The organism is Cyclobacterium xiamenense (assembly GCF_009467825.1).
In the GTDB taxonomy this organism is placed as follows: Bacteria; Bacteroidota; Bacteroidia; order Cytophagales; family Cyclobacteriaceae; genus Cyclobacterium; species Cyclobacterium xiamenense.
On the sequence record NZ_WIOK01000010.1, the window covers coordinates 41375 to 65435 of the forward strand.

Genomic DNA, 24061 nt, shown 5'->3' on the forward strand with positions numbered 1-24061 from the left:
TTTCCATTCGACGAGACAGATTATGACGAAGCGATTTCGGTTTTTATATGGGGGACTACTAGTACTTGCAAGTGTTTCATGTACCAACGAGGATCCCAATGCCATTTTTACGGAGCTGCCATCCAGCAAAACTGGCATCATTTTCAAAAACCTGGTACGCGAGTCGGATGCATTTAACGTGTTGACCTACGGTTATTTTTACCAGGGAGGAGGAGTAGCCGTTGGGGATATCAACGGGGATAGCTTGCCCGATATCTATTTTACGGGCAACATGATGGCCAGTAAACTGTACCTGAACAAAGGGGATTTTTCTTTTGAGGACATCACCGAGTCGGCAGGGGTAGCTGCGGCAGGTCTTTGGAATACCGGAACCACGATGGCGGATGTGAACGGAGACGGTTTGCTGGATATTTATATTTGCCGGTCGGCGGCAAACGATCCCAATAACCGGAGAAATTTGCTTTTTATCAATCAAGGCGACCTGACTTTCCTGGAGCAAGGCGCTGCCTACGGGTTGGATGATCCCGGATATGCCACCCAGGCCTCATTTTTTGACTACGATAATGACGGCGATCTGGATTTGTTCCTGCTGAATCATTCCACGCAGGAATATGCTGGATTCAGCAGGATAGATGGTTCTTTTAAACGAAAAACCGGTAATTTTTTAGGTGACAAATTGTATCGCAACGATTCGGGAAAATTTGTCGATGTAAGCCGGGAAAGTGGCATCATCGGCAACGTCTTGGGATTCGGATTGGCGGTGACGGTAACTGATTTCAACGATGACGGCTGGCTGGATATCTACGTCAGTAACGATTACAACGAAGAAGACTACCTGTATGTGAATCAACAGGACGGCACGTTTAAGGAAAGTGTGCGGGAGTACATGGGGCATGTATCGCTTTTTTCCATGGGAGCAGATGCTGCCGATATGAACAATGACCTGCTTCCGGATTTCCTGACCATGGACATGATGCCGGAATTTAATTTTACCCAGAAATCCATACTGGGTCCGGAAAATTACGACAAATACCGCGAGCTACTAGCCAAGGGCTTTCACGCCCAAACCATGCGCAACATGTTTCATCTCAATCAGGGTGCCGGCAAGTTCGCGGAAATCGGGCAGTACGCCGGCATCGCTCATACCGACTGGAGTTGGGCGGTTTTGGCTGCTGACTTCGATAACGACGGCTGGAAGGATATTTTTGTTAGCAATGGGTACGCCAGAAATTACCTGGACATGGACTTTTTGAACTACATGGTAAGCGAACGGATGAAGTCCAATCAAAGCGAAAAGGAGGAAGCCTTGATTGACCTGATCGATAAGATGCCGCCCATATATGTACAGAATTACCTGTACCACAATCAGGGTGACCTGAGCTTTGTCAACAAAGCATCGGAGTGGGGCCTGCAACGTGAGACAGTGTCCAATGCGGCGGCGTATGCCGACCTGGATGGAGACGGGGACCTGGACCTCATTGTCTGCCATACGAATGAGCCTGTGAGTATTTACCGCAACAACAGTGAGCGGCTTTTTGACCGGGCGTTTCTGAAAGTAAGGCTTCGCGGAAAGGAGCAAAATACCAGCGGAATCGGAGCCAAGGTACGGGTCTATGGAGAAGCAAAGCATTGGCAACAGGAATTGATACCTACCCGGGGCTATCAGTCTTCGGTGGACCACGAGTTGGTTTTTGGTCTGGGTAGCATCGAACGAATCGACAGTCTGGAAGTGTTTTGGCCCGGTGGAGACTACCAGGCCTTGCAGGACCTTTCCATAAACCAAACCTTGTATTTGGATCAACGGAATGCAGGAGATCAACCGCCCGTGGGGTCGGAAACAAAGTCGTTGTTTGTACCCGTCGAAGATGCATTGGGCCTGGATTTTACCCATCGTGAAAGCCCCTTTCTCGATTTCATTCAAGATCGGCTTATGCCAAATACCATGTCCGCTCTTGGGCCTAAACTAACGGTTGGCGATGTTACGGGTGACGGTTTGGAGGACCTGTATGTGGGTGGAGGAACGGATCAGCCGGGGCAGCTTTATGTGCAGCTACCGAATGGATCTTTTCGGAACGTTCCTCAGCCTGCTTTTGAAGAGGATCGGGCTCCGGTGGATACCGATGCAGCCTTTATCGATGTCACCGGCAACGGTCACCTGGACCTGTACGTGGTGAGTGGAGGTAACGATTATCCGGCAGGAGACGAACGGTATCTGGATCGCCTTTACCTGAATGACGGCAAGGGTAATTTTGTACGTAGTACCGCTGCCCTTCCAGATATGCAGGTGAGTGGGAGTATCGTGCAGGTAGGCGACCTGGATAATGATGGGTTGGCAGATCTGTTTGTGGGGGGTCGCTACGTCCCGGGGAGTTTCCCGAGGGCTCCGAGGAGCTATATACTCCGCAATGCGGGGGATGGAACCTTTGTTGATATGACCGAGCGTTTTTGCGCCGACCTGTTGCATCCGGGCCTGTTATCCGATGCCCAATTATTGGACCTAAACGGGGACAACCTTCTTGACCTCGTGCTCGTTGGGGAGTGGATGTCTCCGCAGGTATACCTGAATCAGGGAGGCAGCTCGATGGAGCGCAAAGAGGACGCCATTCCCGAAGGCCTATCGGGCTGGTGGAAGCACCTTTCGGTGGCTGACCTGGATGCGGATGGGGACCTGGATCTGATCGTGGGAAATCAGGGTGAAAACAATCCCTTTGGTAGCAGCGAAGATCAGCCGATGCGGCTGGTGTTCAAAGATTTTGATGGAAACGGATCTGTAGATCCCCTCTTTACCTATTACATGGCAGACACCAACGCCTTTGCATTCAGCAGGGACGAATTCCTGGGGCAACTTCCCTCGTTTAAGGGGGTGTTTTCGGATTACCGAAGCTTTGCAAAAACGCCAGTTGGCGAGTTTTTCACGAGTGAACAAATTCAGGGAGCGGATACCTTGCTCACGAGTACATTGCAATCAGGGTATTTTGAAAATGATGGAAACGCCGCTTTTCGTTTTGTTCCTTTTCCACGCGAAGCGCAGTTTGCACCCATGTACGCCACGGAACTGATGGATATCAATGGGGATGGGCACCTTGATCTACTGACCGGAGGTAACCTGACAAAAACACGGGTGAGCTTTGGGCAACAGGACGCCAATAATGGGTATGTATTACTGGGAGATGGAATGGGTGGCTTCAAAACTGCTGATCCTGCGGTTACCGGTATTTTTATTCGCGGGGATGTTCGCGACATACAGCTGCTGCGCATACAGGGTGATCCCTACGTAGTGTATTCGCTCAATAATGGAAACGTGCAGGTCTATTCCTTTTAGCTGGGGGCGGGTTTTTGTGCCAAAATGAAGCCAGGATGGACCCGGTAATGTTTTGCAAGACGCTGAACACGGCTGGTGCCAGACCAAGGCTGGCCAATTTGCCCATTTCCTTGGCGAGTCCTCCGGCCATTCCTCCGTTCTGCAGGCCTACTTCCAGGGCAATGGTTCGGCTATCCCGCTCGTCCAGTCCAAATAATCGGGCCGCCCAAAAGCCTAAACTGTACCCCAGCAGGTTGTGGAAAAGCACGACGATCACCAACCATCCGCCGATATCCAACAAATTATCTCTTCCGGATGCGGTGATGAGGACTATTACAAGGGCGATGACGAGCATGGATGCGGTAGGCATAACGCGCTGAAGCCACTGGGCCCTGTCGTGCAATAGCTGGTTGAAGAGCAAGCCGCCAGCTATAGGGAATAGCACCAGTTTCAGGATGCTCCATACCATATCCCACACGTTGATTTCAATATAGGAGCCAGCCAGCCAACTCATCAGCAGCGGGGTGGTGAGTGGAGCCAATAGCGTGGATACCGCGGTAATGGTGATGGACAATGCCAAATTTGCCCGTGCCAAAAAGCTGATAACATTGGACGCTACCCCACTTGGAGAACAACCGACCAAAATTATTCCAGCGGCGATTTCTGTCGGTAAGCCGCTCCATTGGGCGATTAGTAGCCCTGACAGCGGCATGATGGTAAGCTGGCAACCCAAGCCGATAAATACGCCTTTGGGCATCTTGATTACCCCGGCAAAATCCTTCACAGTCATCGAGCTGCCCATACCAAACATGATAAACTGAAGCAGAGGAATGATTAGCTGGCTAAGTGGGTAACCCCGATAGGATACAAAAGGCTGCGGGTAGAGTAGGGCGAGCGCGGCTGCCGTCAGGATCATCCATGTGTAGAGGTATCCTTTTAGCAAGGGGTGGAGGTAAAAACCCAGGCCGGTCAGTACCAGGGAGGACAAGAGCAATACCTGTGCAGCACCTGTGTTTCCGGTGGAAAAAAGGTACGCAGCAATACCAAACCCGAAACTAGATAGCGCCAGTAGGATGTGAGCGACTTTTTTGGGGGGCAATGACGGAAGCTCCACGGATCAGCTCGGCGAATCTTCTTTGGGTGGTTTTCGATGCCAGTAGGAGGCGAGCACCGATCCGGTGATGTTCATCAACGGTCCAAAAACAGCCGGTGCCAACCCGATGGTCGCGATTTTACCCATTTCTTTCGCCAAGCCCGAGGCCAGTCCCCCGTTTTGCATCCCTACCTCGAGCGCTACGGTACGTGCATCCCTTTCGGAGAGACCAAGCCACTTGCTAAACCAGAAACCCAGGTTGTAACCCATGATGTTGTGGATAAATACCAGGACAATCAAAAGGCCGCCAATATCGAGCAGGCTGTCTCTTCCGGCAGCAGTAATGATCACGATGATCACGCCGATGCCGATCATGGATACGAGGGGCATGGCGTCGTCCAGCCATTTAGCTTTGCCGCTTAGGAAGCGATTGAATACAAGGCCAGCTCCTATGGGGATAATGACCATTTTGATGATGCTCCACATCATGTCCAGCACATCGATTTCAACGAATTCCCCGGCCAGCACCTTCATCAGCAAAGGCGTCATAAACGGTGCCAACAAGGTAGAAATCGCCGTAATGGTGATGGACAGGGCGAGATTTGCTTTTGCCAGGTAACTCATGACGTTCGAGGCCAGTCCGCTTGGGGAGCAGCCAATGAGGATCAGGCCGGCAGCAATCTCTGGAGGGAAATTGCTGAGCGTCGCGAGGATGAACCCCAATACAGGCATGATGGTAAATTGCGAAAGCAATCCCACAAATACACCCTTGGGCATTTTGACCACCCCGGCAAAATCCTTGACCGACATGGAGGTCCCCATACCAAACATGATAATCTGTATAAGGGGAGTGATCAGATTGCTGTAGGCATACCCCTTGTAGGACACGAAATAGTCCGGATAATACATAGCCGCCGTCACCCCGGCAAAGATCATGGTGGTATAGGTGAACCCTTTAAGTTGTGAAAACCCACGAAACCCAATGCCTAGTAAGGCGAAGAAAAGAATCAATAACGGTCCAGCGGTCGCTATTTTTCCTGACAAAAGAAGGATAAAAACCACGAGCAGGCAAAGTAATCCTGCTCCAATCAGGTAGGTAAAAATGCGTTCTTTTTTCAAGGGACTCTGGGTTTTTGGGTTGTTTCAGGAGAACGTTTTGGTATTAGATATAGGCAATGCAGTCCATTTCTACCAAGGAATCTCCAGGAACCCCTCCGTAGGTGGCAACGGTGGTTCGTACCGGTGGCTTGCTTCCAAACCTTCCTCGAAACACCTCGTTCATTCCCTTGTAGTCGGCCAGGTCGTGCAGGTAAACGTTCACTTTCAACACCTTTTCCATGGAACTTCCAGCCTTGACCAATTCCTTTTCTAATTCTTTGAGTACATGGTCGGTATGTGCTTTGATATCGCCTTCAAAGTGCGCGCCTTTTCCGGCGATATATACTGTATTGCCGAGTTTGGTTGCTCCTGAAAACAAGGGTACATCCTGCTCCTCTGTGATGCTAAACGCTTCCTTTTCCGGAGTGGCGTCTGACTTCGCGTGAGCTACGGTTCCGATGCCTGCAAGTCCGGCAAGCGAGGCAAATAATTTTTTCAGGGTAGTTCTTCGTTTCAGTTTTTCCATGATTGAATATGGGGATTGATTTTTGTGTACGCAATAAAACCTTGGAATATATACCAATTAATTTTTTTCTCCAAATGCTTCCCGGACAAGAATTCAAGCAGTCCTGTAAGCGGAAGCTATTTCGGCTAAAAAGATTGCAGATCCCAATAGGGTCCCCGTACGCGCGTGAAATTCTCGTATTTCCTACCATTTTTCCTTAATTTTTGTGTACTTTCGTTTGGAATCCATAGGCGCCAGTAGCTGGCTAGCCAGGATGTTCCCTGCAAACCCAATTGTTTGATTTATTTATGGTTATGTTCCGATCAGTTACGAATAGTGTCCGCTGGTACTCCCTTTTAATTTCGGTAGCCGTAGTGGCCTGTAGTCCAAACAAAAACGTAGAAGAAACGACCGTCATGGAAGAAAAAGAAGTTGTCTACCAAAGCAAGCCTTTTACCACTGGAAATGAGTTCACTTCCGGTATTGAAGGGCCGGCAGTGGATAGGGAAGGAAACCTGTATGTGGTTAATTTTGAAAAGGGAGGTACCATAGGTAAGGTTACTCCGGAGGGCAAGGTTTCCTTATTTGTGACGCTTCCCGAGGGAAGCACCGGTAACGGTATCCGTTTTACCTCCAAAGGTGAGATGCTCATAGCAGATTACACGGGTCATAACGTGCTCCGGGTGGATATGGCTACGCAGGAGATATCCGTCTATGCACACCATGAAGGATTAAATCAGCCCAACGATCTGGCTATTATGGACAACGACATTGTATTCGCCAGTGATCCCAATTGGAAAGAGAGCACCGGTCAAATCTGGCGGGTAGGGCTGGATGGAAAATTTGTCCTGCTGGAATCCGGTATGGGGACTACCAATGGCATCGAGGTAAGCCCGGATAACCGTACCCTGTACGTCAATGAATCCGTTCAGCGTACGGTTTGGGCATACGATTTAAGCGAGGCGGGAGAGCTTTCAAACAAGCGGCTGATTCATCAGTTTGATGATTTTGGTATGGACGGCATGCGGGTAGATACCGACGGAAACCTGTACGTTACCCGACACGGGAAAGGAACGGTGGCTAAATTATCGCCCGACGGAGACTTGTTGGAGGAGATTACTGTTTCGGGTAAAAAGCCCTCCAATATCGCATTTGGTGGGCCCGATGGAAAGACAGCTTACGTGACCCTGCAAGACAATGGAAATATTGACTGGTTCCGGGTAGAAAAGCCCGGAAGGTCATTTGGTAGGTAGCACGCTACCTGCATTTTTACAATTAACCCGACACAAATGACTGCTCAAGCCGATGAAAACTACCGGTGGTCGAAGGTCCTAAACGATTGCCAAATTGGCGCGTGGGAAGTTGATCCAAGTCAGCAGTCGTTGCATGTTAGCGCTATTTGTGCCGAAATACTTGAGATTTCCAGCGCTCGATCCGTTCCATTATACGCGGCAAAAAGGTTGTTCGCTTCTCCATTCGACCGGATTTTTGCCAGAAATGTCGAATTGTTGGTGGACAGTAAGCAAGAATTTGAAGAAACGCTATCCTTACTTTCTGGCAATTGGGTGCAGATCAGGGGAAGGGCGGTATGCCAGCAAGGGCAGCAGAAATTGTATCGTTTTTGCGGAAGCCTGGAATTGGTAAGCCGTTTTGCACAAGAGTCTTGCATTCAGTTTTCCGCGGATTCGGGGGATCTTTACCGGTATTTATTTCGGGATGCCCCCATGCCCATGTTTATTTGGGAAAATGAGACCCTAAACATGATCGACTGCAATCGGCAAGCCTTGCTAAAGTATGGTTATAGCCGTGAAGAGTTTTTGCAGTTGAATCTGCGAGATATCGGATATCCTGAGGATTTTTCAGTACTAAAAGTGGATGCAGGGAGTGTTGATACACTTGGCGATCAGGAACGAAAGGTCTGGAGGCATCGAAACAAAGCGGGCGATCACCTGTTGGTGAAAGTCACCGGTCACCGGGTAGACCTCGCGGGAAAAAAATGCTCCATGGTTTTGATTCAAGACATTACGGGACGCCTGGAGGCGGAGGAGCAACTGCTGGAGAGCCTGAAGGAGCTATCCGATTACCGATTTGCCCTGGATGCCGCTTGTCTGGTGATGATCCTGGATAAGGACAAGCAGGTGGTCTACCTCAACCAGAAATTTCAGAAGATTTCCGGCTTTGATAAGGAGAGCATCGAACAGGCTTCGCTCAAGATTTTGTATCAAGAAAGTGATCGGGAACTGATTGCCAGCTGCTGGGATACCGTGATGGCGGGAAACATTTGGAGAGGGGAACTTCGCGGGAGAAAGCGAAGGGGCGGTAGTTTTTGGGCGGATACCGTGGTGATTCCGTTTCGTGACAATCAGGCTCGGGTGTATCAATACATTTGGGTGGGCTACGACATCACCCAGAAAAAGCGTGGAGACGAGGCGCTGGCAAAAGAGCGGTCTTTGCTGCGGGCAATTATTGACAATTTGCCCATTCAGATATATGTAAAAGATGCCGCCGGTAGGCACATCATAAACAACAAGTACCAGTACGAAGATCTCTTGGGCGCGAAATCCGAATGGGAGACGCTAGGCAAGACGGTTTTCGATTATTTTCCCGAGGAGATTGCTGCAGGCATGGATGCGTATGATCGAAAGATTGTTGAAGAGGGTGTACCGGTAATGAACGTGGAAGAGTTTTATTACGACCGGGAGGGAAAACAGGTCTGGTTGCTTACCAACAAGGTTCCCTTAAAAGATGCAAAAGGAAAGGTGGTGGGTTTGGTTGGCATGTCCCGAGATGTAACCGACAGAAAAATCAGGGAAGAAAACCTCAATCGCTTAAACGAGGAATTGGAGAGTAAAGCGCGGGCGCTGGAACGCTCCAATCAGGAACTAGAGCAATTTGCTTACATCGCTTCGCACGATTTGCAGGAGCCCCTTGGAATGATTACTGGTTTTTTGGGCCTTTTGGAAAAACGCTACGAATCCGTTTTGGACGAAAAGGGGAAGGAATTTATTTTTTATGCCGTAGATGGGGCCAGCCGGATGAAAAACATCATCATGGACCTTTTGGCGTATTCCAGGGTAGGTCGTATCGAGGAAAAGGTGAAAGAGTTGGCGATAGCCGAAGTGATCACCAATATTTTGAGGCTTCACAAGGAACTTATTAAGCAGAAACGGGCAGAGGTGACGGTGGGTACATTTCCAGTGCTTCGCGTACCAGTTGCTCCCATTCAGCAAGTATTTCAGAACCTCATCAGCAATGCGCTCAAATACCAGGATTCGGGAAAAGTACCTAAAATCCTGGTGGGAGCGGAAGAAAGGGAGAATTTTTGGGAGTTTTATGTTCGTGATAATGGAATTGGGATTCCGCGTGGAGTTCAGGATCGGGTTTTTCAATTATTCACCCGACTGCATGCGAAGGATCAATTTTCTGGTTCGGGGATTGGACTGGCTATGAGTAAAAAGATCATTGAAAATATCGGAGGAACGATCGGTTTTCACTCCGAGGTTGGAAAGGGAAGTACCTTTTATTTCACCGTTCCAAAAACCATTCAGTGAATGGATTTAAGCAAAAAGTTCCGACACCAGCCGATTATACCCTAGATAAATCTTAGAAAAATTATTTAATTATAGGATTTAATTGTAATATTGAGTTAATTAAATTGTTTTTAACAAAGCCGTTCAACAAACGGACTACGTTACACATACAGCAATAAGTAAGGCAGGCAATTAGCGTGGAAATAGCCATCTCTCCTGCGTCGTTTTTTTTCAGAATAGAATGGTAAAGGATCAGGAAGGATATCATATTTTATTGGTTGAAGATAACCTGGGAGACGTACTATTGATCGAGGAGTACCTTCACGAAAAAATACTCAACCTGGAATTAACGGTAGCCAATACGTTTGAAGAAGCTAAGACGAAATTGGAGGAGCCGGGCATTGCTCTGGACGCGATCATTCTGGATCTTACGCTGCCTGATCTACAAGGGCAGGCGCTAATTCTAAAAATAAAGGAATTGGCAGGTGATGTAAGTCTCTTGGTGCTGACGGGTTATTCGAACATCGAATTCGGGATGAAATCCCTGGCTATTGGTGTCTCGGATTATTTACTTAAGGACGAGTTGTCGCCCGCTTCCCTCTACAAAAGCATCATCTACAGCATAGGACGGTATAAAATCTCCAGGCAGTTAAAGGATTCTGAGAGGCGTTATAAGGAGCTTTTTCACTTAAGCCCGCAACCGATGTATTTGTATAGTCTCGATACTCTGGAATTTTTGGACGTAAATAAGGCGGCAATTGATCATTATGGATATTCCAAGCAGGAGTTTTTGACCATGACGCTGCGGGAAATTCGTCCGAAGGAGGAAGTCTCCCGATTGGAACGGGTTATAGCCGGCATCCGGGACGGCAAACCGGCCTTTCCCGGACCGAAGATTTTTAGGCACCGGAAGAAGAACGGAGAGATCATCACCGTAGAAATAAAGAGTAACGTAATCGATTACCAGGGAATCCGGGCAGAAGTGGTGCTTGCCAATGACATTACTGACCGGATGAAGTACATCCACGCAATAGAGGATCAGAACAAACGCCTGCAGGAAATAGCCTGGATGCAATCCCATGTGGTCAGGGCTCCCCTTGCCAGACTGATGAGTTTGGTGATGGCTATGGAAAGTTTGGAAAATGATTTTGGCAGGGATAATTTTCGTAAAATGATACTGGACTCGGCCGAAGAGTTGGATGAGATCATCCGTGATATCGTAAACAAGACCGATAAGGTAAGCCTCAAAGAAAAAAACGAAGGGTAAATTTTGCGGGAAGGGAGAGCGTTCTACGGCGGATTGTACGCAGCCGGAGTAGCATACATAATCGCAACGTCTGGCTTAGGCAATACCCCATGGTAGCCCCCGCTCGCAGACTTTTTCGTTATTTCGGCGTTGTAATCTGCCCACGCCAATCATTTTTTCCCATAAAAAAAGCTTTCCCATCTACCGGGAAAGCTTTTTAAAAAGACAAGCAAAAACGCGTCTACTGGATCAGGTCTTGTGCAGCCCGTCCATTAAAGTCATACACCACCTGGCCTCCTTTGATGGTCATTTCGCATTCCAGTCGCTGATTCGTTGCCAATTTCTGTCCGGTACGGTCCCAGACGCCAAATTCACCTTCCCGAATGTGTAGCAAGGCAATGTCCGCAATGGCGCCTTCCGAAAGGTGACCCAGTTCGGTCCGCTTGATTACTTTGGCAGGTTCCCAGGTACTTGCTTCAATTACATGGGGTAATTCCATGCCCATGGCCATAAATGTGGTCATGACGTTTAGCATATCTTTCATCGCGGCATTCATACTGCCGGTATGAAGATCCGTACTAATCGTATTGGGATAGAGCCCGGCAGCAAGGGCAGGAATGGCTTGTTTGAACTCAAAGCTGGCTCCACCGTATCCTACGTCGAAAACGATGCCTCTTTTCTGTGCCTCCAGTACAAAGGGTTCGAATTGGCGCGTTTCCCGGTTCACTACCGTCTCCCGCGAGCCATTTAATTCGGCATAGGTGTGGGTGTAGATATCGCCCGGTCTCAATCGTTCGAAAAAGAGTTCACGAATGGAAAGCGGTTCAAATTGGGTAGAACCGCCGAAGTCCACAATCACGGGTATGTCAGCAATCCTTCCCGCTTCCACGGCCCGGTCAATGGGGATCCAATCCCGGCTGCCGTAATGAGCGACTTTAAAGCCAACCACGTGTTGTCGGTTTTGTTGGGCTACCATGGCACTTAGCTTGGCATCCATGTCCCCGGTATTTTGTTCCCAGGCACCGCCCCGCATTCCTTCCCCCACGATGTTCATGAAAGCAAGCACCCGAGTTTTGCTGGGTTCAATGATGTTCTTTTTAAAGGTGTCGAAGTTTTTCCATCCGGGTCCTCCGCAATCGACGATGGTGGTGACGCCGACGCGAAAGGTAAATCCATCCGGTGGTACCGCAAGCAGCCCATCACTCAGGTAGTGGTTGGGCTGGGTGCCGTGAAAAACGTGGCCATGCATGTCGATCAGTCCGGGGGTAACCACCAAACCTTCAGCCGGGATCACTTTTTTGGCATCCTTTGCCGGTATGGATGCGGCCACTTTGGCTACTTTTCCATCCGTGATGGCGACGTCCATCAGGCCATCAACGTTGTTTTTCGGATCGATTAATCGGCCTCCTTTGATAAGAAGGTCATACGTTTGGGCGGAAACCAGGCTACTGATAAGCATCAGTATCAGCAGCATGCCAGGGATTCTTACTTTCATGGGTTACACTTTAGCGATTTGTAATTCTTCGGCAATTCGTTTTGCCACAATTTTTTCCTCTTTGGGTCGGAGCATAAACACGGTCATGCTAATCGCATGATCGCCTCCACTAATCACTTCAATGGATGGTTGCCCCATCCGAAGTTTCTCCTGCATTTGTTCCCGGGTAAGCTTTATCGTAGCGGGGTCCCAGGAAATTTTTAGGTAGGGCGTATGGTTGGCAATGGGAGGAACAGAAACTTCGGTGGTGACGCCACTGATTTTTTCTACTTCCGCGGCAACATAAGCCACTTTGTCTTCCCATTCCTTCCACTCTTTCGCATGGTCTTTTTTGACGTATTCGTCCAGTGCGACGTACATCCCTAGAATTTCTTCTTTGTTTACTTTCATTCCACGGCCGATGGTGCCTCCACGAGGGGGAGCACTTAGCCGGGCGGCCTCAATGAGGTCTTTTCTGCCCATCAGTATGCCGGCGCTTTGGGGACCCTTGATGGCCTTTCCACCCGAAATACAGACCAGGTCAAATCCCATGTCGTTGTACTTCCAGAGGTTTTCGACTGGAGGCACATCGGCAGCCATGTCAATCATGGTCGGAATTCCGTGTTTTTTACCGAGTGCAACCCACTCTTCGTGGGTTATTTTACCGGCCGGGGCCTGGTAATTCAAAAACCACAGCATTGCCGTTTTGTCGTTAACTGCACGGTCCACGTCGGCGGCCGTCTCTACCTCTACCACCGAAACTCCGGTGTTGGTAATCGCATGTACGTACCCCACGTTATGGGATTTTTGAACGATGACTTCGGACTTCATCCCCTCCAGGTTGGGAAGCTGTCGGATCTTATCCCGATCTTTTCCCGTCAAAACTCCGGCGGTTCCCAAAACCATGGCAGACCAGCAGCCAGCCGTGACGGTAGCAGCCTCTGCGTGGCAGATGGCGGCGATCTTTTCTCCTACTTTATCCTGAACCTCGTCCAGCATGATGTAGTGGTCGGAAGAGAAATTAATCGCTTCCATGACTTCTTTGGGCATCAGAGAAGCGGTCATTGCGGTATAGGTCCCGGCTGCATTAATAAAGCTACGGAGGCCGAGTTCCTTGACCAGATCTCGTTTTGGGGCCGCAGAGGTTTCCGCAGCCAGTGCACCGGATAGCGGGATTCCACTACCCATTACTCCTCCAATCAAGGGAAGTGTTCCCAGTCTTTTTAATAATTTTCTTCTACTTAACATTTGCTTTGTCTTTTTATACGATCAGGGCCGGTAAATGGCAGGCTCTGCTGAAGGCCTTAGTCTTCTATTTCTACAATCATTTCAATTTCCACCGCAATATTATTGGGTAGGGAACCCATGCCAACCGCGGAGCGGGCATGTTTTCCTTTCTCTCCAAAAACTTCCACCATAAAGTCCGAAAACCCGTTCATGACGCGGGGCTGTTGGGTAAAATCCGTACTTGCATTTACCATACCGAGGACTTTTACAATGCGTTTTACTTTATTCAAATCCCCAATTTCAGCTTTCAAGGTAGAAAGCAGGGCAATGCCCGTGAGGCGTGCCGCTTCCTGGCCTTCCGTTATGGTTAGCTCAGTACCTACTTTTCCCTGAACGCTGGTGCCATCGCCCCGGCTAGGACCGTGTCCGGAGAGAAACACCAAATTGCCGGTACGGACAGCTCGGACAAAGTTGGCCGTTGGAGGGGCAGGTTCCCTAAGGGTGATGCCCATGGCTTTTAATTTTTGCTCCGGGTCTTGTTGGGAATAGCCCATCACGGAGAGGGTCATAAGTCCCAGTAATAGCATGTAGTGTAGTGGTTTTTGCATGATACTAGTTATTTAAGTGTTGGCGTTCGTGAAAAGGGTGGTTAGCTTTAGTTCAGTACCTCAGTCGTTCCAGGCTTTGCTCCCTAGCCCATTAAGGTCCCAGACAATGGCCCCTGCCCGTAAGGTCAGTTCTGCTTCGAGCTTCTGCGTCCCGGTGGCAGCAGCTCCCGAGGAATCCAGGAATCCATACGCTCCGGTGTGAAGGGAAAAGACAGCGATATCGGCCTCGGCACCTTCGGAGAGGTGGCCCAGTTCTTCCCGTTGGATGACCTGCGCAGGTTTCCAAGTAGAGGCAGCAATGGCCTCTTGGAGGCTCATTCCCAAGTTCATCATTTTGGATACCACATTTAGCATATCTTTCATGCCGCCATTCATACTTCCGGTATGCAGATCTGTGCTGATGGTGTTGGGCCAAAATCCCTGCTGCGTCGCTGGCACGGCGATGTCGTAGTAAAAGGAGCCACCACCATGCCCTACATCAAAGATCAATCCCTTTTCCCGAGCTTCTTTCCAATGCGGGCGGACGGTGCCATTTTCATCCAAAACCGCTTCTTTCGGCCCATGTCCGGAGTAATTGCGCCCATACATGTGTGTGAGTATATCGCCCGGTTGGAGGATTTCCAGAAATAACGTGGATAAAGGCAGTGCGGGGTCGGCTCCGCCCAGGTCTACCATGACTGGAATACCTGCGGACCTGCCGGCTTCTGCGGCTTTGTGATAGGGAGCCCATTCGTGTCCCCTGAAGTGGGCGATTTTCACACCGATTATTTCTGGAAATTGGCGGGCTACCATCGCGGTCATCTTTGGATCCATGTCGCTTTGGTCCTGTTCGTTGGGGACCACCCCGCTCATGCCATCTCCCACGATATTGATAAAGGCGAGGACCCTTGTTCGGGATCGATCGATTACCTGTTCCTTAAACGTGCGGAAATTCTTCCATCCCGCTCCACCTGCATCTGCCACGGTGGTCACTCCGGCCCGGAAGGTAAACCCGTCGGGAGGAAGTGCGGAATAACTATTGCTCAGGTAGCGGTGAGGAACCGTTCCAAAGAAGTGGTGGCCATGAATGTCTATCAAACCCGGACTGACAATCATGCCTGTGGCATCGATCGTTTTCTTTGCTGCGCTGGCATCGATATCTTTTGCTACTCGGGCGATTTTTTTGTCCTTGATGGCGATGTCTAACACTTCATCCCGCTGATTTTTCGGGTCAATTACATGGCCATTTCTGATCAAAATATCAAACTCCTGCGCCTGGAGAACCAACAGGCTGCAGAGAAAAATCGCGAAAGATAGTGGGAATCTCTTCATGGCTTATTCAAAGATAAGGTTTCCAAAATAGTGCGGCAGGTGAAAATCCGGCCGGTGATTGATGACTTCGTTCCAGGTGAAGTAGTGCGGATTACTGGTTTTGCTGCCTGTTTTGTAAAAATTGGCTTTCCAGCGCACACCGGGACCTGGCGGCGTGATGTCACGGTAGGACTTGAGAATTTTTAGCGGCAGTTTGAATTCGATGTACCAGGTGACAGGTTCCTGGATTTCCGGGTCGATCTTTCCCGAGAGCGAATGCGCGATTTCGATCTTTTCGATCTTCTCTGCATCCACGACCTCGTATTCCTTTCGGGGAGCAGTCACGTAATGAAACAGCGGTACGCCCGAGCAGTTGATTTCCAGGTTAAAGTACTCGAGGGGGGCATTGCTGTCCGGCGCGAAGAAAAATTCTACGCAGGAATCCGTCGAAACCGGACCGTTGATTTCCTCCACCAGGCAGCGAACGTACTGGTCTTCCACCTTAAATATCCCGTAAATATGACGTTTGTCGTAGCGTAATTTTACCTGGGTGGTCGGAGAGAACGGCGGGTTTTCACCCATATGCAAGGCAATTTCCGCTGCCGGTACTTCTTGCCAAACTTCTTTTTCCCAATTTCCGTCAATGGGAATCGGTTTTTTGACAGGTTTAACGAGGTATTCGGAAGGAGCGGGTCCGGGTTGGAACATGGGTTTTGGATTGGGATTTTGAATGGGAGCAAAAGCCAAAAGAAACAGGAAGTATATCGGGTTCATCGTGTCATGAAATTAAGTAATAGAAGCTTCCAACACAAATTATTTTAATTCTCTGCGAACCTGGGCTACCTCAGTGGCAGAAATACTTGAGGCATTGTTGCCAAAGCTTTTTCGAATATAGGTTAGTACGCCCGCCACTTCCGCATCACTCAAAAAGGAATGGGCCGGCATAATGCCGTTATAGGCCACTCCATTTACCTCGATTTGGCCTTCCAGACCATTCAGAAGCAATTCGATTAACTTTCGCTTACTATCACCGCGGTTTCCGGTTACCCAATCCGTTTCGGACAGGGGTGGGAAGCGGGTTCCATCACCCTTCCCGTTTGCCTGATGGCAGGTAGCACAGTAGATATTATACGTTTGGGCACCGGTTTCCAACAGCCCTTTTTCAAGATTGTCCAATTCTTCGTCGGGGTCTTTGATATTGGTTCTGGTTTTTTTCCGCTCTTCCAGCTTCGCTAGCGCAGCGTCTCCAAATTCCGACTTGTCTCCGGAATAGACGATTCTCCAGACCTTTCCCTGCACGCTTTCGGTAACGTACAAAGAACCGTCGGGTCCCATGGAAATCCCCATTGGCCGGGCTGCTGCATCACCGGTATTGACGATTGTGTCCAATTGGGCGAACCCATCGGCAAAGACCTCCCATGGCCCGGAGGGTTTTCCATCTTCGAAGGGCACAAACCCCACAAAATACCCTCCCTGCGGGTAGGGACCGCGGATGGTACTGCCGTGGAAGGCAACAAAGGCGCCGTTTTTGTACCTTTCCGGAAACTGATCGCCCCGGTAAAAGTACAGGTCATTTGGCGCAAAATGGCCGGGGAAACCCACCAGGGGCCATTCCACATTTTCGGCTCCCGTGTCTTTTTCTTTGTCACCACCGTATTCGGGATTCAGTAATTTTTTTTCGCGCATGTGGTCGTAGTAATAGTACGGCCAGCCGCCATCGGTACCGTCTTCCACTTTGAAAAACTCCTCGGATGGAAGCAGGGCCGACTCCCAACGGGAATACATTTCCGGCCAAGTCCGGTGTAGGTTATCCCTGCCGTGCTGAACGACATACAAACTGTTTTCTTCCTTATTCCAATCCATGGCCACTACACTACGTATCCCCGTCGCGTACCGGTATCCGTCTTGCTGGGTTTGGTTCGGTTTGTTCGCATCGAACCGCCAGATCCCTCCGTGCCATTCCAGCTGCGGACAAGGCTCCATGCCGGGGGCGCCGGGTCGACGATTAAACTCCTGGCAGACGTCTCCGGGAGAGCCAAACGGAACGTACATGTTTCCCTCCCCATCAAATGCAATGGGTTTAGCGATGTGTTCGTAGCCATGCTCGGCATTCTTATAATCGTCTTTCATGATCAACTCTACCTCTCCCGTAGGCACCAATTTTTCCGGGTCCAGGCGGGTGCGGTACACCTCACCCGCGGTACTGAAGTACAGGTATCCGTTGTAAATTTCCATCCCGGTTCCGTAATTGCCGGTATCCGGGTAATCGCCAAACGTTTCTATCACATCGGCTTTTCCATTGGCATCGGTGTCCCGAAGCGCCACGATGCCCTGCCCCTGCTCGTTTGGTACCCGAAGCTTTACGTAGATGTCTCCATTGTCGTTTACCGTCAGGTGCCGTGCCCGCCCAATGCTATCGACAACCACCAGAGCTTCAAAACCCTCCGGAAGGAAAAGGCCACCGTTATCCGGGTCGCCTTTGGGGAGGCTGCTGCCCGGATCGCAAGCGCTGCTGATAACAAATAGCGTCCAAAGGAGTACGCATGGACTTGAAAGTTTTTTGAAATTCACTGTTCCTTTCATTGTGATCAAATCAAATGAGGTACGATTGTTTATGTTTTGGTGTGACGATAGAAAACCACACGCAGCGAAACCAACCGCGATGGGTTGGACGCTTGCCTTCGGGGCCTTTCTTCCTGCCGGGATGCCTCGTTTCGTATTTATTCCAGCCCTTTTCCGTGGCGATCAGCCCAGGAATCGGAGCCTGGTTTATTCCGGGTGAATGTGATTTCAGGAGAGTAAGTTAAGTGGAATTCGTAAAATTTACATTAATTTAGTACGCAATCCTGTAAAAAAATTACGTAAGTGGATGGAACCTGCCAGAAATGGCAAGTAGTTCACAACGAACGCATGGAGTACATGCTCGCGGTACGACGTGATTGCCAGATAAATATTCCTCTTGTTAGAAAACGGGCATCAAGCCACGTGTGTCAGAGATAGCAAGTATTCTTTGATATCCTTTAAATAATGCATCACGTGTACATTAGCCGGTATTTCCAGGTCCTGCCCGATAATTTGGTATCCGGAAACCAGAATTTCTGATTCCTGAAACTTCTTCGATAGGTAGTCCAGGTAGTCCTGCACCTGAGGGCCGGAAGGTGACGTGGTAATGACGGTCACGAGGTAGTCCGGTTTATGGACGGAATAAACGCTATTCAAATCCTCTCTAGGTGTGTTTTGTCCCAGGTAGATCACTTTATGACCGCTTGATTTTAAGAGGTAACAGGAAAAGAGCAAGGAGATTTCATGGAGCTCTCCTTCCGGAAGGAAGAGGAGAAATTTTTTTCCTCCCCCTGTATACAACTGTCCGTCAATGGCAACAATAAGTTTTTGCCTGACCAGGTTGCTGATAAAGTGTTCCTGTCCAGGATGAATGCTTCCGGTTTGCCACAAAACACCAATTTTCGATAAAAAAGGATAGATGATATTTAGCATGGACATTTCGAAGCCGATTTTCAAAATGTTTGTGGAGATGATCTTTTCAAATCGGTCTTCGTCCAATTCCACCATGGCGATAATCAGAGAATGAATCTGATCGTCGTAGGCAAAGGACCGATCGGTGAGTTTGAGGACTTCTGTCTTCATGTCCTCAAAATTCATCTTCGCAATTTTGCTTATTTTGAAGCCATTGTCGTTCAACAAGGCCACATTAAGAATGAGCTTCAGGTCCTCGTCGTCGTAAAACCGAATATTGGTCTCTGTCCGTTTGGGTTTGAGAAGGTTGTAGCGTTGCTCCCAAATACGCAAGGTATGCGCCTTGATCCCCGACAGCTGTTCCAGGTCCTTTATGGAATAATTACTCATTTCGATCTTTCTTTAAAGTATTTAAACGGAACAATAAACAATCCGAACGCAACCGATCCGTCCCGTTCCCGGGTAGCGTGATGCGCTTGGTGCGCTTTAAAAATCCCCGCCAGGTACCCTTTTTTTGGTTTTCTGAAGAACTTCATCCTCCGGTGTATTAGCACATCGTGTAAAAAAAAATAACTCATTCCGTACAGACTAATTCCGATGCCCATCCAAAATCGGTAATCGAGCGTTTCCACTCCCAGAAAAATCAAAATAACAGCTACGCTTCCAAAAAGCAGTGAAAACAGGTCGTTCCACTCAAAATAGCCTTTGGTGTGAACGTGATGGGTTTTGTGAATCCCCCACAATGGACCGTGCATAAGGTACTTGTGAATGAACCACCCGGATAATTCCATGGATAAAAACCCAGCCGCTATATAAAATAATGCATAGATCATCATTGAGGTAACTTTAATGCGATTAAAATGTTTTTTTTATCAAAGAATAATTGCAAGCAGGAAAAAAAACAGCAGTAAATTAAGAAACACGAAGAAGGTTAGTTTATTCTCCTTGGCAAAGGCCAGCTTTCTGTAGAGCATCTGGATCACAAAGGCGATCAAAAACCAACTTAAATAGTTAGAAATTGGTATCGTTTCTGATTCCCACTGCCAGAAATCCAATTTGATGGCCACTGGCTCCAGGTTGAAATCCATCGCTACCATCAGTGCGGCGCCGGCCAGGGCCGCTAAAAAATCGTTTCCAATGATTTGGTGCCAAACCCCGGCAGTTACGTAGACCATTAGAAACCAATTGACGCCAATCATCAGCGGGACGCCCAAAATTTTTGGACCAAGTACCGATCCGTAAGAATATTCTCCAAAAATCAGGCCGGTGTTGACGCCAATAATTTCGGTCACCATGCCGATCGCAAAAGCACTGAACGCAAATAGCAGAAAATGCCGATTGTATCCCCCGTGGAAGGCGAGTAATAGCCCTGTAACCAGCAGCAGATGCAGGGGAGTAACCAACTGAAACAGCGGCCGGCTTACTTCCCAGTAAAGGCCACCAATACCCACCAGATGCAAAATCAATACGACAGTTTTTGCGACGGTTACCCTATTTTTCTTTATTAAATCCGCTGCATTTTGAGGCGTGCTTGTGGTCATCGATTTCATTTTCGGTACAATTTTGGTACGATCCTTTACTAATGATTTTTTTCATATTTTTGTTTCGTTTACGAAACGGATATGCAAAAACGGATCGTGCCGGGCAAATCTAATAAAAAACAAATAAATCCATGATACTGTATACGATTACGATTAATATTGACAACGAGCGGGAAGCAGAATTTGTGGAATGGATGAAGTATGAGTACCTACCACGCGTGATGCAGACCGGATTGTTTTTTGAAAAACGATTTTTCAGGCTTTTGCAGGAGGACAATGGAGATGGAATAAATTTTTCCGCTCAATTTTTTGCAGAAAGTATGGAAGACCTCGAGTTTTACCAGAAAAAATACAGTGCTACTTTGTGGGATATGTTAAAAGAAAAATTCGGGAGTCAGTTTGTCTCCTTTCGTTCTGTTCTGGAATCCGTAGATTAGCGGCCGACCAGTCAGGAACCGGTTTTTAGCAAAAGCGTTCCTTTCCGTTTGATGATCAATAGCCCAAAATAATCATTAATCAGCGTTTTGCACCTGTTTTCTGCAAATTGCGCCCGGGTAGGGCTATCGTATAGCAACGTAATTCGCAGCATGGCTTTTACAAAGCCCTCATCCGTTCCTAACTTTCGTAGCCAGCTCTTTAAGCACGCCGACCAGTCTTCCTGGTATTTTTCGAAATGGCTTTTTCCATCAAATAACAGTTCCAGTTGATTGGATCCATAGCGGAACCGATAAATTCCAGACAGTTGTCTGTAAATAACCTGCAGGTGTGTGGCTGGAAAATTGGGCTGTTGAAGGATCTGAAGATACGTATCGTCGTGCAATTGAAGGGGGTTAAAAAGGCAGGTGAACGAATTTTTAATTTCTTCCACCATGAATGCCATCATCTCCGCCTCCATTGCAGCTTGTGCTTGTTGCAGAATATAGTTTTTATCTAACGGGAAAAGCTTTTTGGCCATAGTTTACCTATCTGCCCGCAATTTATATAAAACTAATGGATTTTGTAAATCACGTCTACAAAAGATACGGTCCATGCCGCGGGAAAAGCCTTTAAAAATGGACATCATACAAGGAAAAGTGGAGGACGAAGCAATGATGCTACTTCGTCCTTCTGCATTACCTCGCCGAGGCACCCGTGATGGTCTGCCCAAAAAATACGGCGTTGAGAAAAAGTTTATTGGTTCCAAACCAAAAGGCCCGAAAATTTGGATTGTCAACAAATCCAATAATTCGTCCCTGTCCTTTGGCGGAAACCTGTATTACGCTTTTTTTCTTCATCAGTTCCAGGTTTTCTGGATGTATGTATCCGCTTGCCAGCGGATCATCCGTATACATCAAGGGATTGGCATAGGGGTTATCCGACGGTTTTAGAAATTGATTGCCCGATTTAAAAACACGCAGGTCACCCGAAAGGTATCCGTATCCAAGTGGGTGGGTGGTATCCAGATTGGTGTTAAAAATTGCTCCCCCAGTCACTCTGGCCCCCCGGTCGTTTGTCAGGGCTGCGTAAGGTTTTTGAGTCGACTCCGTCGTCTTTTCTGGTGTCAGGAACGAAAAGGCAGCCAGTTCATTGCCGGCCAGCCAGTTTAGGGCAGTCCCACGGGCGATGAGGGTTCCTCCGTTTTCCAGCCATTCGTTTAGTTTTCTGACACCGGTTTTTCCAACACGGGAATAATTACCAGTTGGCATGATCAGAACGGAATACCTGTTGAGATTTGCTGAGGATAGGCTGCTTGCCGACATCAACGTGATCGGTATTTCCATTCGCTGGTCAAATAGGTGCCAAATTTCCCCTGCGTCTGCACTCCCAACCCCCTCGTCAACCAGCAAAGCGATGGACGGCTGCTTAAGTACATCGATACTTGGCGAGCCCAGGTTAATGCCGGAGGTATAACCGGTAGATAAGGCATGAATGCTGATCCCATTGGCAGAGGCTATCTCTTGTAAGTCTTCGTAAAACGCCTCATCGGAGGCGGTTGAATTGCCTTTCTCCACCAGAATGGTGCCCCGGTTGAATAGTTTGCCAAGTTGGTTTTGGAACGTTTTGTGGGTAACACGTACCTGGTATCCTTTTTCCATTAATTGGTACGTGGCTTTCGGTGCATAATAATCCTGCCATTCAAAGGCGTAGCTATACGCACCGGCCGCACCCAGTACTTTTCCCGGCTGGAAGGTCAAGCCCTCGCTTACATCCTCTACTTTTGCGAGATTTAGTATCCGACTGCTGAGCGCCATGTAGTCCAGATTAAATGCCATGGGCATGTTCCAGGTGGACACATCGTAAAAAAGGCTATCCTGAAACTCCGTGCGGGTTTCAAACATGGATTTGATTAGTTTGTATTGCGGCTGGTCCAGTGGTACGATGAAAGAGGTTCCCGAGGAGAAAGGTACCCCGTTCAGATTTATATCTTCTTGCAAGCTGTAGAGTTGAATATCGTGTTGCAAGAGGATATCTGCAAGGTGATACGATCGGGCATAGTCTTCATTGGCTCCAAATATATACGCCTTGTCGTCATCTTCGGCATAAGCGGATTTTGATTCGTTGTAAAAGTCCACCATGTATTGGTTGAGTTCCACCCGCATATCCCTGGCGGCCTTAAAAGAGGATAGCGCAGTCGTAAATTGGTTCCGAATAGTGAATGGGAAGCTGATCTCTCCGAAGGCATTTTCCTGGAGGTGCCCCCGGGAAGAGGCCTGCTCAAACAAAATGCCAATGGCTCCCTGAACATCGGGGTAGGTGGAACCTTTTCCATAGTAGTAATCGTCAAAACTCTCGCGCGTGTAATACAGGGACCCAATCTCGTCCAGGAACCTGGCATGGTACTGCGCGATTTTTTCGGTCAACTCAAAATTCTTTTCGGGAGTAAGTGGATTGTTTCGGCTAGGAATTCCTGGCTGAAAGAAAAATGTATTGTCAGTACCCATTTCGTGAAAATCCAGTACAATATTCGGTAGCCAGGCCTGTATTTGGGTGATTCTTCCTCTTGACTCTGGATGCTGTACCGGTAGCCAATCCCGGTTTAAATCAAACCAGTAATGATTGGTCCGGCCTCTGGGCCAGGCTTCGTTCAGTTCCCGGTTCGCAGGATCACCGTTTGGATGGTAACTTTTGTGACTGTTGACCCAGGAAGCAAACCGATTTATGCCGTCCGGATTAATGGCAGGGTCAATCAGCAGGACGATATTTTCCAGGTCTTCTTCGATCTCTCTGGCTGCTGTAAAGTGATAGGCAGACAAAAGCGAGGCATTTACTCCAGAGGGTTCGTTTCCATGAACCGAGTGTCCCATGTACATAACGACGGGCATTTGATCGAGCTTGGCGGTGCCGTTTCTTAATCCAGCCCGACTGGATTTAATTTCCTCGATTTTTTGGATATTTTCCGGGGAGGAGACCACCAGCATCAGCAAGGGCCGCTTTTCATAGGTACGTCCGTATTCAACAAGCGTTGCACGGGGCGAGCTGTTGGCGACGGTCTGGTAATAATGAACCACCTGGGAATGGTTTGCGTGCCATTCCCCGACTTCAAAACCCAGAATAGACGAAGGTTCGGGTATGGCCGGATCATAGGTAAAGGTCTCTGGAAGATAGTAGTTGAGATTTACTTCCTCCTGAGCCCAGCTGAGAGAAAAAGATAAGAAAACAAGGATGCTTGATAAAAAGAGTTTCATGGCGATATA

General features: G+C 48.5%; 19 protein-coding genes. 5 read left to right on the forward strand and 14 right to left on the reverse strand.

Going from position 1 to position 24061, the window contains the following annotated elements; translation table 11 throughout:
• The first annotated feature begins 22 nt into the window (after positions 1-22).
• Positions 23-3322, forward strand: a complete 3300-nt coding sequence (locus tag GCU44_RS09425) for a VCBS repeat-containing protein (protein WP_154856196.1) — start codon at positions 23-25, stop codon at positions 3320-3322.
• Here the strand turns inward: GCU44_RS09425 and GCU44_RS09430 are convergent.
• From GCU44_RS09430 to GCU44_RS09440, 3 genes are read right to left on the reverse strand one after another with little or no spacing between them, the layout of a single operon-like run.
• Positions 3288-4415 (reverse strand): bile acid:sodium symporter family protein, encoded by a 1128-nt coding sequence (locus GCU44_RS09430; protein WP_241684888.1) that lies wholly within the window; start codon positions 4413-4415, stop codon positions 3288-3290. The two genes, GCU44_RS09425 and GCU44_RS09430, sit on opposite strands and share 35 nt — an antisense overlap.
• Before the next feature lie 3 nt (positions 4416-4418).
• Positions 4419-5513, reverse strand: a complete 1095-nt coding sequence (locus GCU44_RS09435) for a bile acid:sodium symporter family protein (RefSeq protein ID WP_154856197.1) — start codon at positions 5511-5513, stop codon at positions 4419-4421.
• A gap of 43 nt (positions 5514-5556) precedes the next feature.
• Positions 5557-6018 (reverse strand): RidA family protein, encoded by a 462-nt coding sequence (locus GCU44_RS09440; RefSeq protein ID WP_154856198.1) that lies wholly within the window; start codon positions 6016-6018, stop codon positions 5557-5559.
• A 293-nt stretch (positions 6019-6311) separates the two neighbouring features.
• On the opposite strand from GCU44_RS09440, the gene GCU44_RS09445 reads away from it, so the two are divergent.
• The 3 genes from GCU44_RS09445 (at position 6312) to GCU44_RS09455 (ending at position 10794) form a co-directional block, all read left to right on the forward strand.
• A complete protein-coding gene (locus GCU44_RS09445) occupies positions 6312-7250 on the forward strand; it encodes an SMP-30/gluconolactonase/LRE family protein (RefSeq protein ID WP_154856199.1) in 939 nt (312 codons plus the stop codon).
• Positions 7251-7286: 36 nt separating this feature from the next.
• Positions 7287-9548 carry a PAS domain S-box protein gene (locus GCU44_RS09450; protein ID WP_154856200.1) on the forward strand — a complete coding sequence of 754 codons (2262 nt, stop codon included), beginning with the start codon at positions 7287-7289 and terminating at the stop codon, positions 9546-9548.
• A 220-nt stretch (positions 9549-9768) separates the two neighbouring features.
• Positions 9769-10794: a PAS domain-containing response regulator gene (locus GCU44_RS09455; RefSeq protein WP_154856201.1), complete on the forward strand. Its 1026-nt coding sequence runs from the start codon at positions 9769-9771 to the stop codon at positions 10792-10794.
• 220 nt (positions 10795-11014) lie between these two features.
• Here GCU44_RS09455 and GCU44_RS09460 read toward each other — a convergent pair whose 3' ends face one another.
• The 9 genes from GCU44_RS09460 to GCU44_RS09500 form a co-directional block, all read right to left on the reverse strand.
• On the reverse strand, positions 11015-12268 hold the full coding sequence (locus GCU44_RS09460) for an amidohydrolase/deacetylase family metallohydrolase (RefSeq protein ID WP_092172947.1): 1254 nt from the start codon (positions 12266-12268) through the stop codon (positions 11015-11017).
• 3 nt (positions 12269-12271) lie between these two features.
• Positions 12272-13495, reverse strand: coding sequence for an aminotransferase class V-fold PLP-dependent enzyme (locus tag GCU44_RS09465; protein ID WP_092172950.1), 1224 nt, complete (start codon positions 13493-13495; stop codon positions 12272-12274).
• Between the two features lie 56 nt (positions 13496-13551).
• A complete protein-coding gene (locus GCU44_RS09470; protein WP_394333693.1) occupies positions 13552-14043 on the reverse strand; it encodes a RidA family protein in 492 nt (163 codons plus the stop codon).
• Between the two features lie 99 nt (positions 14044-14142).
• Positions 14143-15393, reverse strand: coding sequence for an amidohydrolase/deacetylase family metallohydrolase (locus tag GCU44_RS09475; protein WP_092172956.1), 1251 nt, complete (start codon positions 15391-15393; stop codon positions 14143-14145).
• 3 nt (positions 15394-15396) lie between these two features.
• On the reverse strand, positions 15397-16146 hold the full coding sequence (locus GCU44_RS09480; RefSeq protein ID WP_241684889.1) for a carbohydrate-binding family 9-like protein: 750 nt from the start codon (positions 16144-16146) through the stop codon (positions 15397-15399).
• 39 nt (positions 16147-16185) lie between these two features.
• The gene (locus GCU44_RS09485) at positions 16186-17955 is read right to left on the reverse strand and encodes a c-type cytochrome (RefSeq protein ID WP_154856202.1); all 1770 of its coding nucleotides are present in this window, start codon (positions 17953-17955) and stop codon (positions 16186-16188) included.
• A 393-nt stretch (positions 17956-18348) separates the two neighbouring features.
• On the reverse strand, positions 18349-19236 hold the full coding sequence (locus GCU44_RS09490) for a MerR family transcriptional regulator (RefSeq protein ID WP_092172965.1): 888 nt from the start codon (positions 19234-19236) through the stop codon (positions 18349-18351).
• The gene (locus GCU44_RS09495; RefSeq protein ID WP_092174768.1) at positions 19233-19679 is read right to left on the reverse strand and encodes a sterol desaturase family protein; all 447 of its coding nucleotides are present in this window, start codon (positions 19677-19679) and stop codon (positions 19233-19235) included. Before GCU44_RS09495 ends, GCU44_RS09490 begins: the two co-directional genes overlap by 4 nt.
• Positions 19680-19718: 39 nt before the next feature.
• Positions 19719-20396: a carotenoid biosynthesis protein gene (locus GCU44_RS09500; RefSeq protein WP_241684890.1), complete on the reverse strand. Its 678-nt coding sequence runs from the start codon at positions 20394-20396 to the stop codon at positions 19719-19721.
• Between the two features lie 122 nt (positions 20397-20518).
• Between GCU44_RS09500 and GCU44_RS09505 the strand changes: the two genes are divergently transcribed.
• The gene (locus tag GCU44_RS09505; protein ID WP_092172968.1) at positions 20519-20824 is read left to right on the forward strand and encodes a DUF4286 family protein; all 306 of its coding nucleotides are present in this window, start codon (positions 20519-20521) and stop codon (positions 20822-20824) included.
• A gap of 11 nt (positions 20825-20835) precedes the next feature.
• Here the strand turns inward: GCU44_RS09505 and GCU44_RS09510 are convergent, their stop codons facing one another.
• Both GCU44_RS09510 and GCU44_RS09515 read right to left on the reverse strand, forming a co-directional pair.
• Positions 20836-21342: a hypothetical protein gene (locus tag GCU44_RS09510; protein WP_154856203.1), complete on the reverse strand. Its 507-nt coding sequence runs from the start codon at positions 21340-21342 to the stop codon at positions 20836-20838.
• Positions 21343-21499: 157 nt separating this feature from the next.
• Positions 21500-24052, reverse strand: a complete 2553-nt coding sequence (locus GCU44_RS09515) for a M14 family metallopeptidase (RefSeq protein ID WP_154856204.1) — start codon at positions 24050-24052, stop codon at positions 21500-21502.
• Positions 24053-24061: the final 9 nt, after the last annotated feature.

Coding starts and splice junctions, on each gene's coding strand:
- GCU44_RS09455 (WP_154856201.1), top strand. CDS start 9,769: ATGGTAAAGGATCAGGAAGGATATCATATTTTATTGGTTGAAGATAAC.
- GCU44_RS09490 (WP_092172965.1), bottom strand. CDS start 19,236: ATGAGTAATTATTCCATAAAGGACCTGGAACAGCTGTCGGGGATCAAG.
- GCU44_RS09480 (WP_241684889.1), bottom strand. CDS start 16,146: ATGAACCCGATATACTTCCTGTTTCTTTTGGCTTTTGCTCCCATTCAA.
- GCU44_RS09470 (WP_394333693.1), bottom strand. CDS start 14,043: ATGACCCTCTCCGTGATGGGCTATTCCCAACAAGACCCGGAGCAAAAA.
- GCU44_RS09450 (WP_154856200.1), top strand. CDS start 7,287: ATGACTGCTCAAGCCGATGAAAACTACCGGTGGTCGAAGGTCCTAAAC.
- GCU44_RS09495 (WP_092174768.1), bottom strand. CDS start 19,679: ATGATCTATGCATTATTTTATATAGCGGCTGGGTTTTTATCCATGGAA.
- GCU44_RS09440 (WP_154856198.1), bottom strand. CDS start 6,018: ATGGAAAAACTGAAACGAAGAACTACCCTGAAAAAATTATTTGCCTCG.
- GCU44_RS09485 (WP_154856202.1), bottom strand. CDS start 17,955: ATGAAAGGAACAGTGAATTTCAAAAAACTTTCAAGTCCATGCGTACTC.
- GCU44_RS09510 (WP_154856203.1), bottom strand. CDS start 21,342: ATGGCCAAAAAGCTTTTCCCGTTAGATAAAAACTATATTCTGCAACAA.
- GCU44_RS09445 (WP_154856199.1), top strand. CDS start 6,312: ATGTTCCGATCAGTTACGAATAGTGTCCGCTGGTACTCCCTTTTAATT.
- GCU44_RS09425 (WP_154856196.1), top strand. CDS start 23: ATGACGAAGCGATTTCGGTTTTTATATGGGGGACTACTAGTACTTGCA.
- GCU44_RS09465 (WP_092172950.1), bottom strand. CDS start 13,495: ATGTTAAGTAGAAGAAAATTATTAAAAAGACTGGGAACACTTCCCTTG.
- GCU44_RS09505 (WP_092172968.1), top strand. CDS start 20,519: ATGATACTGTATACGATTACGATTAATATTGACAACGAGCGGGAAGCA.
- GCU44_RS09460 (WP_092172947.1), bottom strand. CDS start 12,268: ATGAAAGTAAGAATCCCTGGCATGCTGCTGATACTGATGCTTATCAGT.
- GCU44_RS09475 (WP_092172956.1), bottom strand. CDS start 15,393: ATGAAGAGATTCCCACTATCTTTCGCGATTTTTCTCTGCAGCCTGTTG.
- GCU44_RS09500 (WP_241684890.1), bottom strand. CDS start 20,396: ATGAAATCGATGACCACAAGCACGCCTCAAAATGCAGCGGATTTAATA.
- GCU44_RS09515 (WP_154856204.1), bottom strand. CDS start 24,052: ATGAAACTCTTTTTATCAAGCATCCTTGTTTTCTTATCTTTTTCTCTC.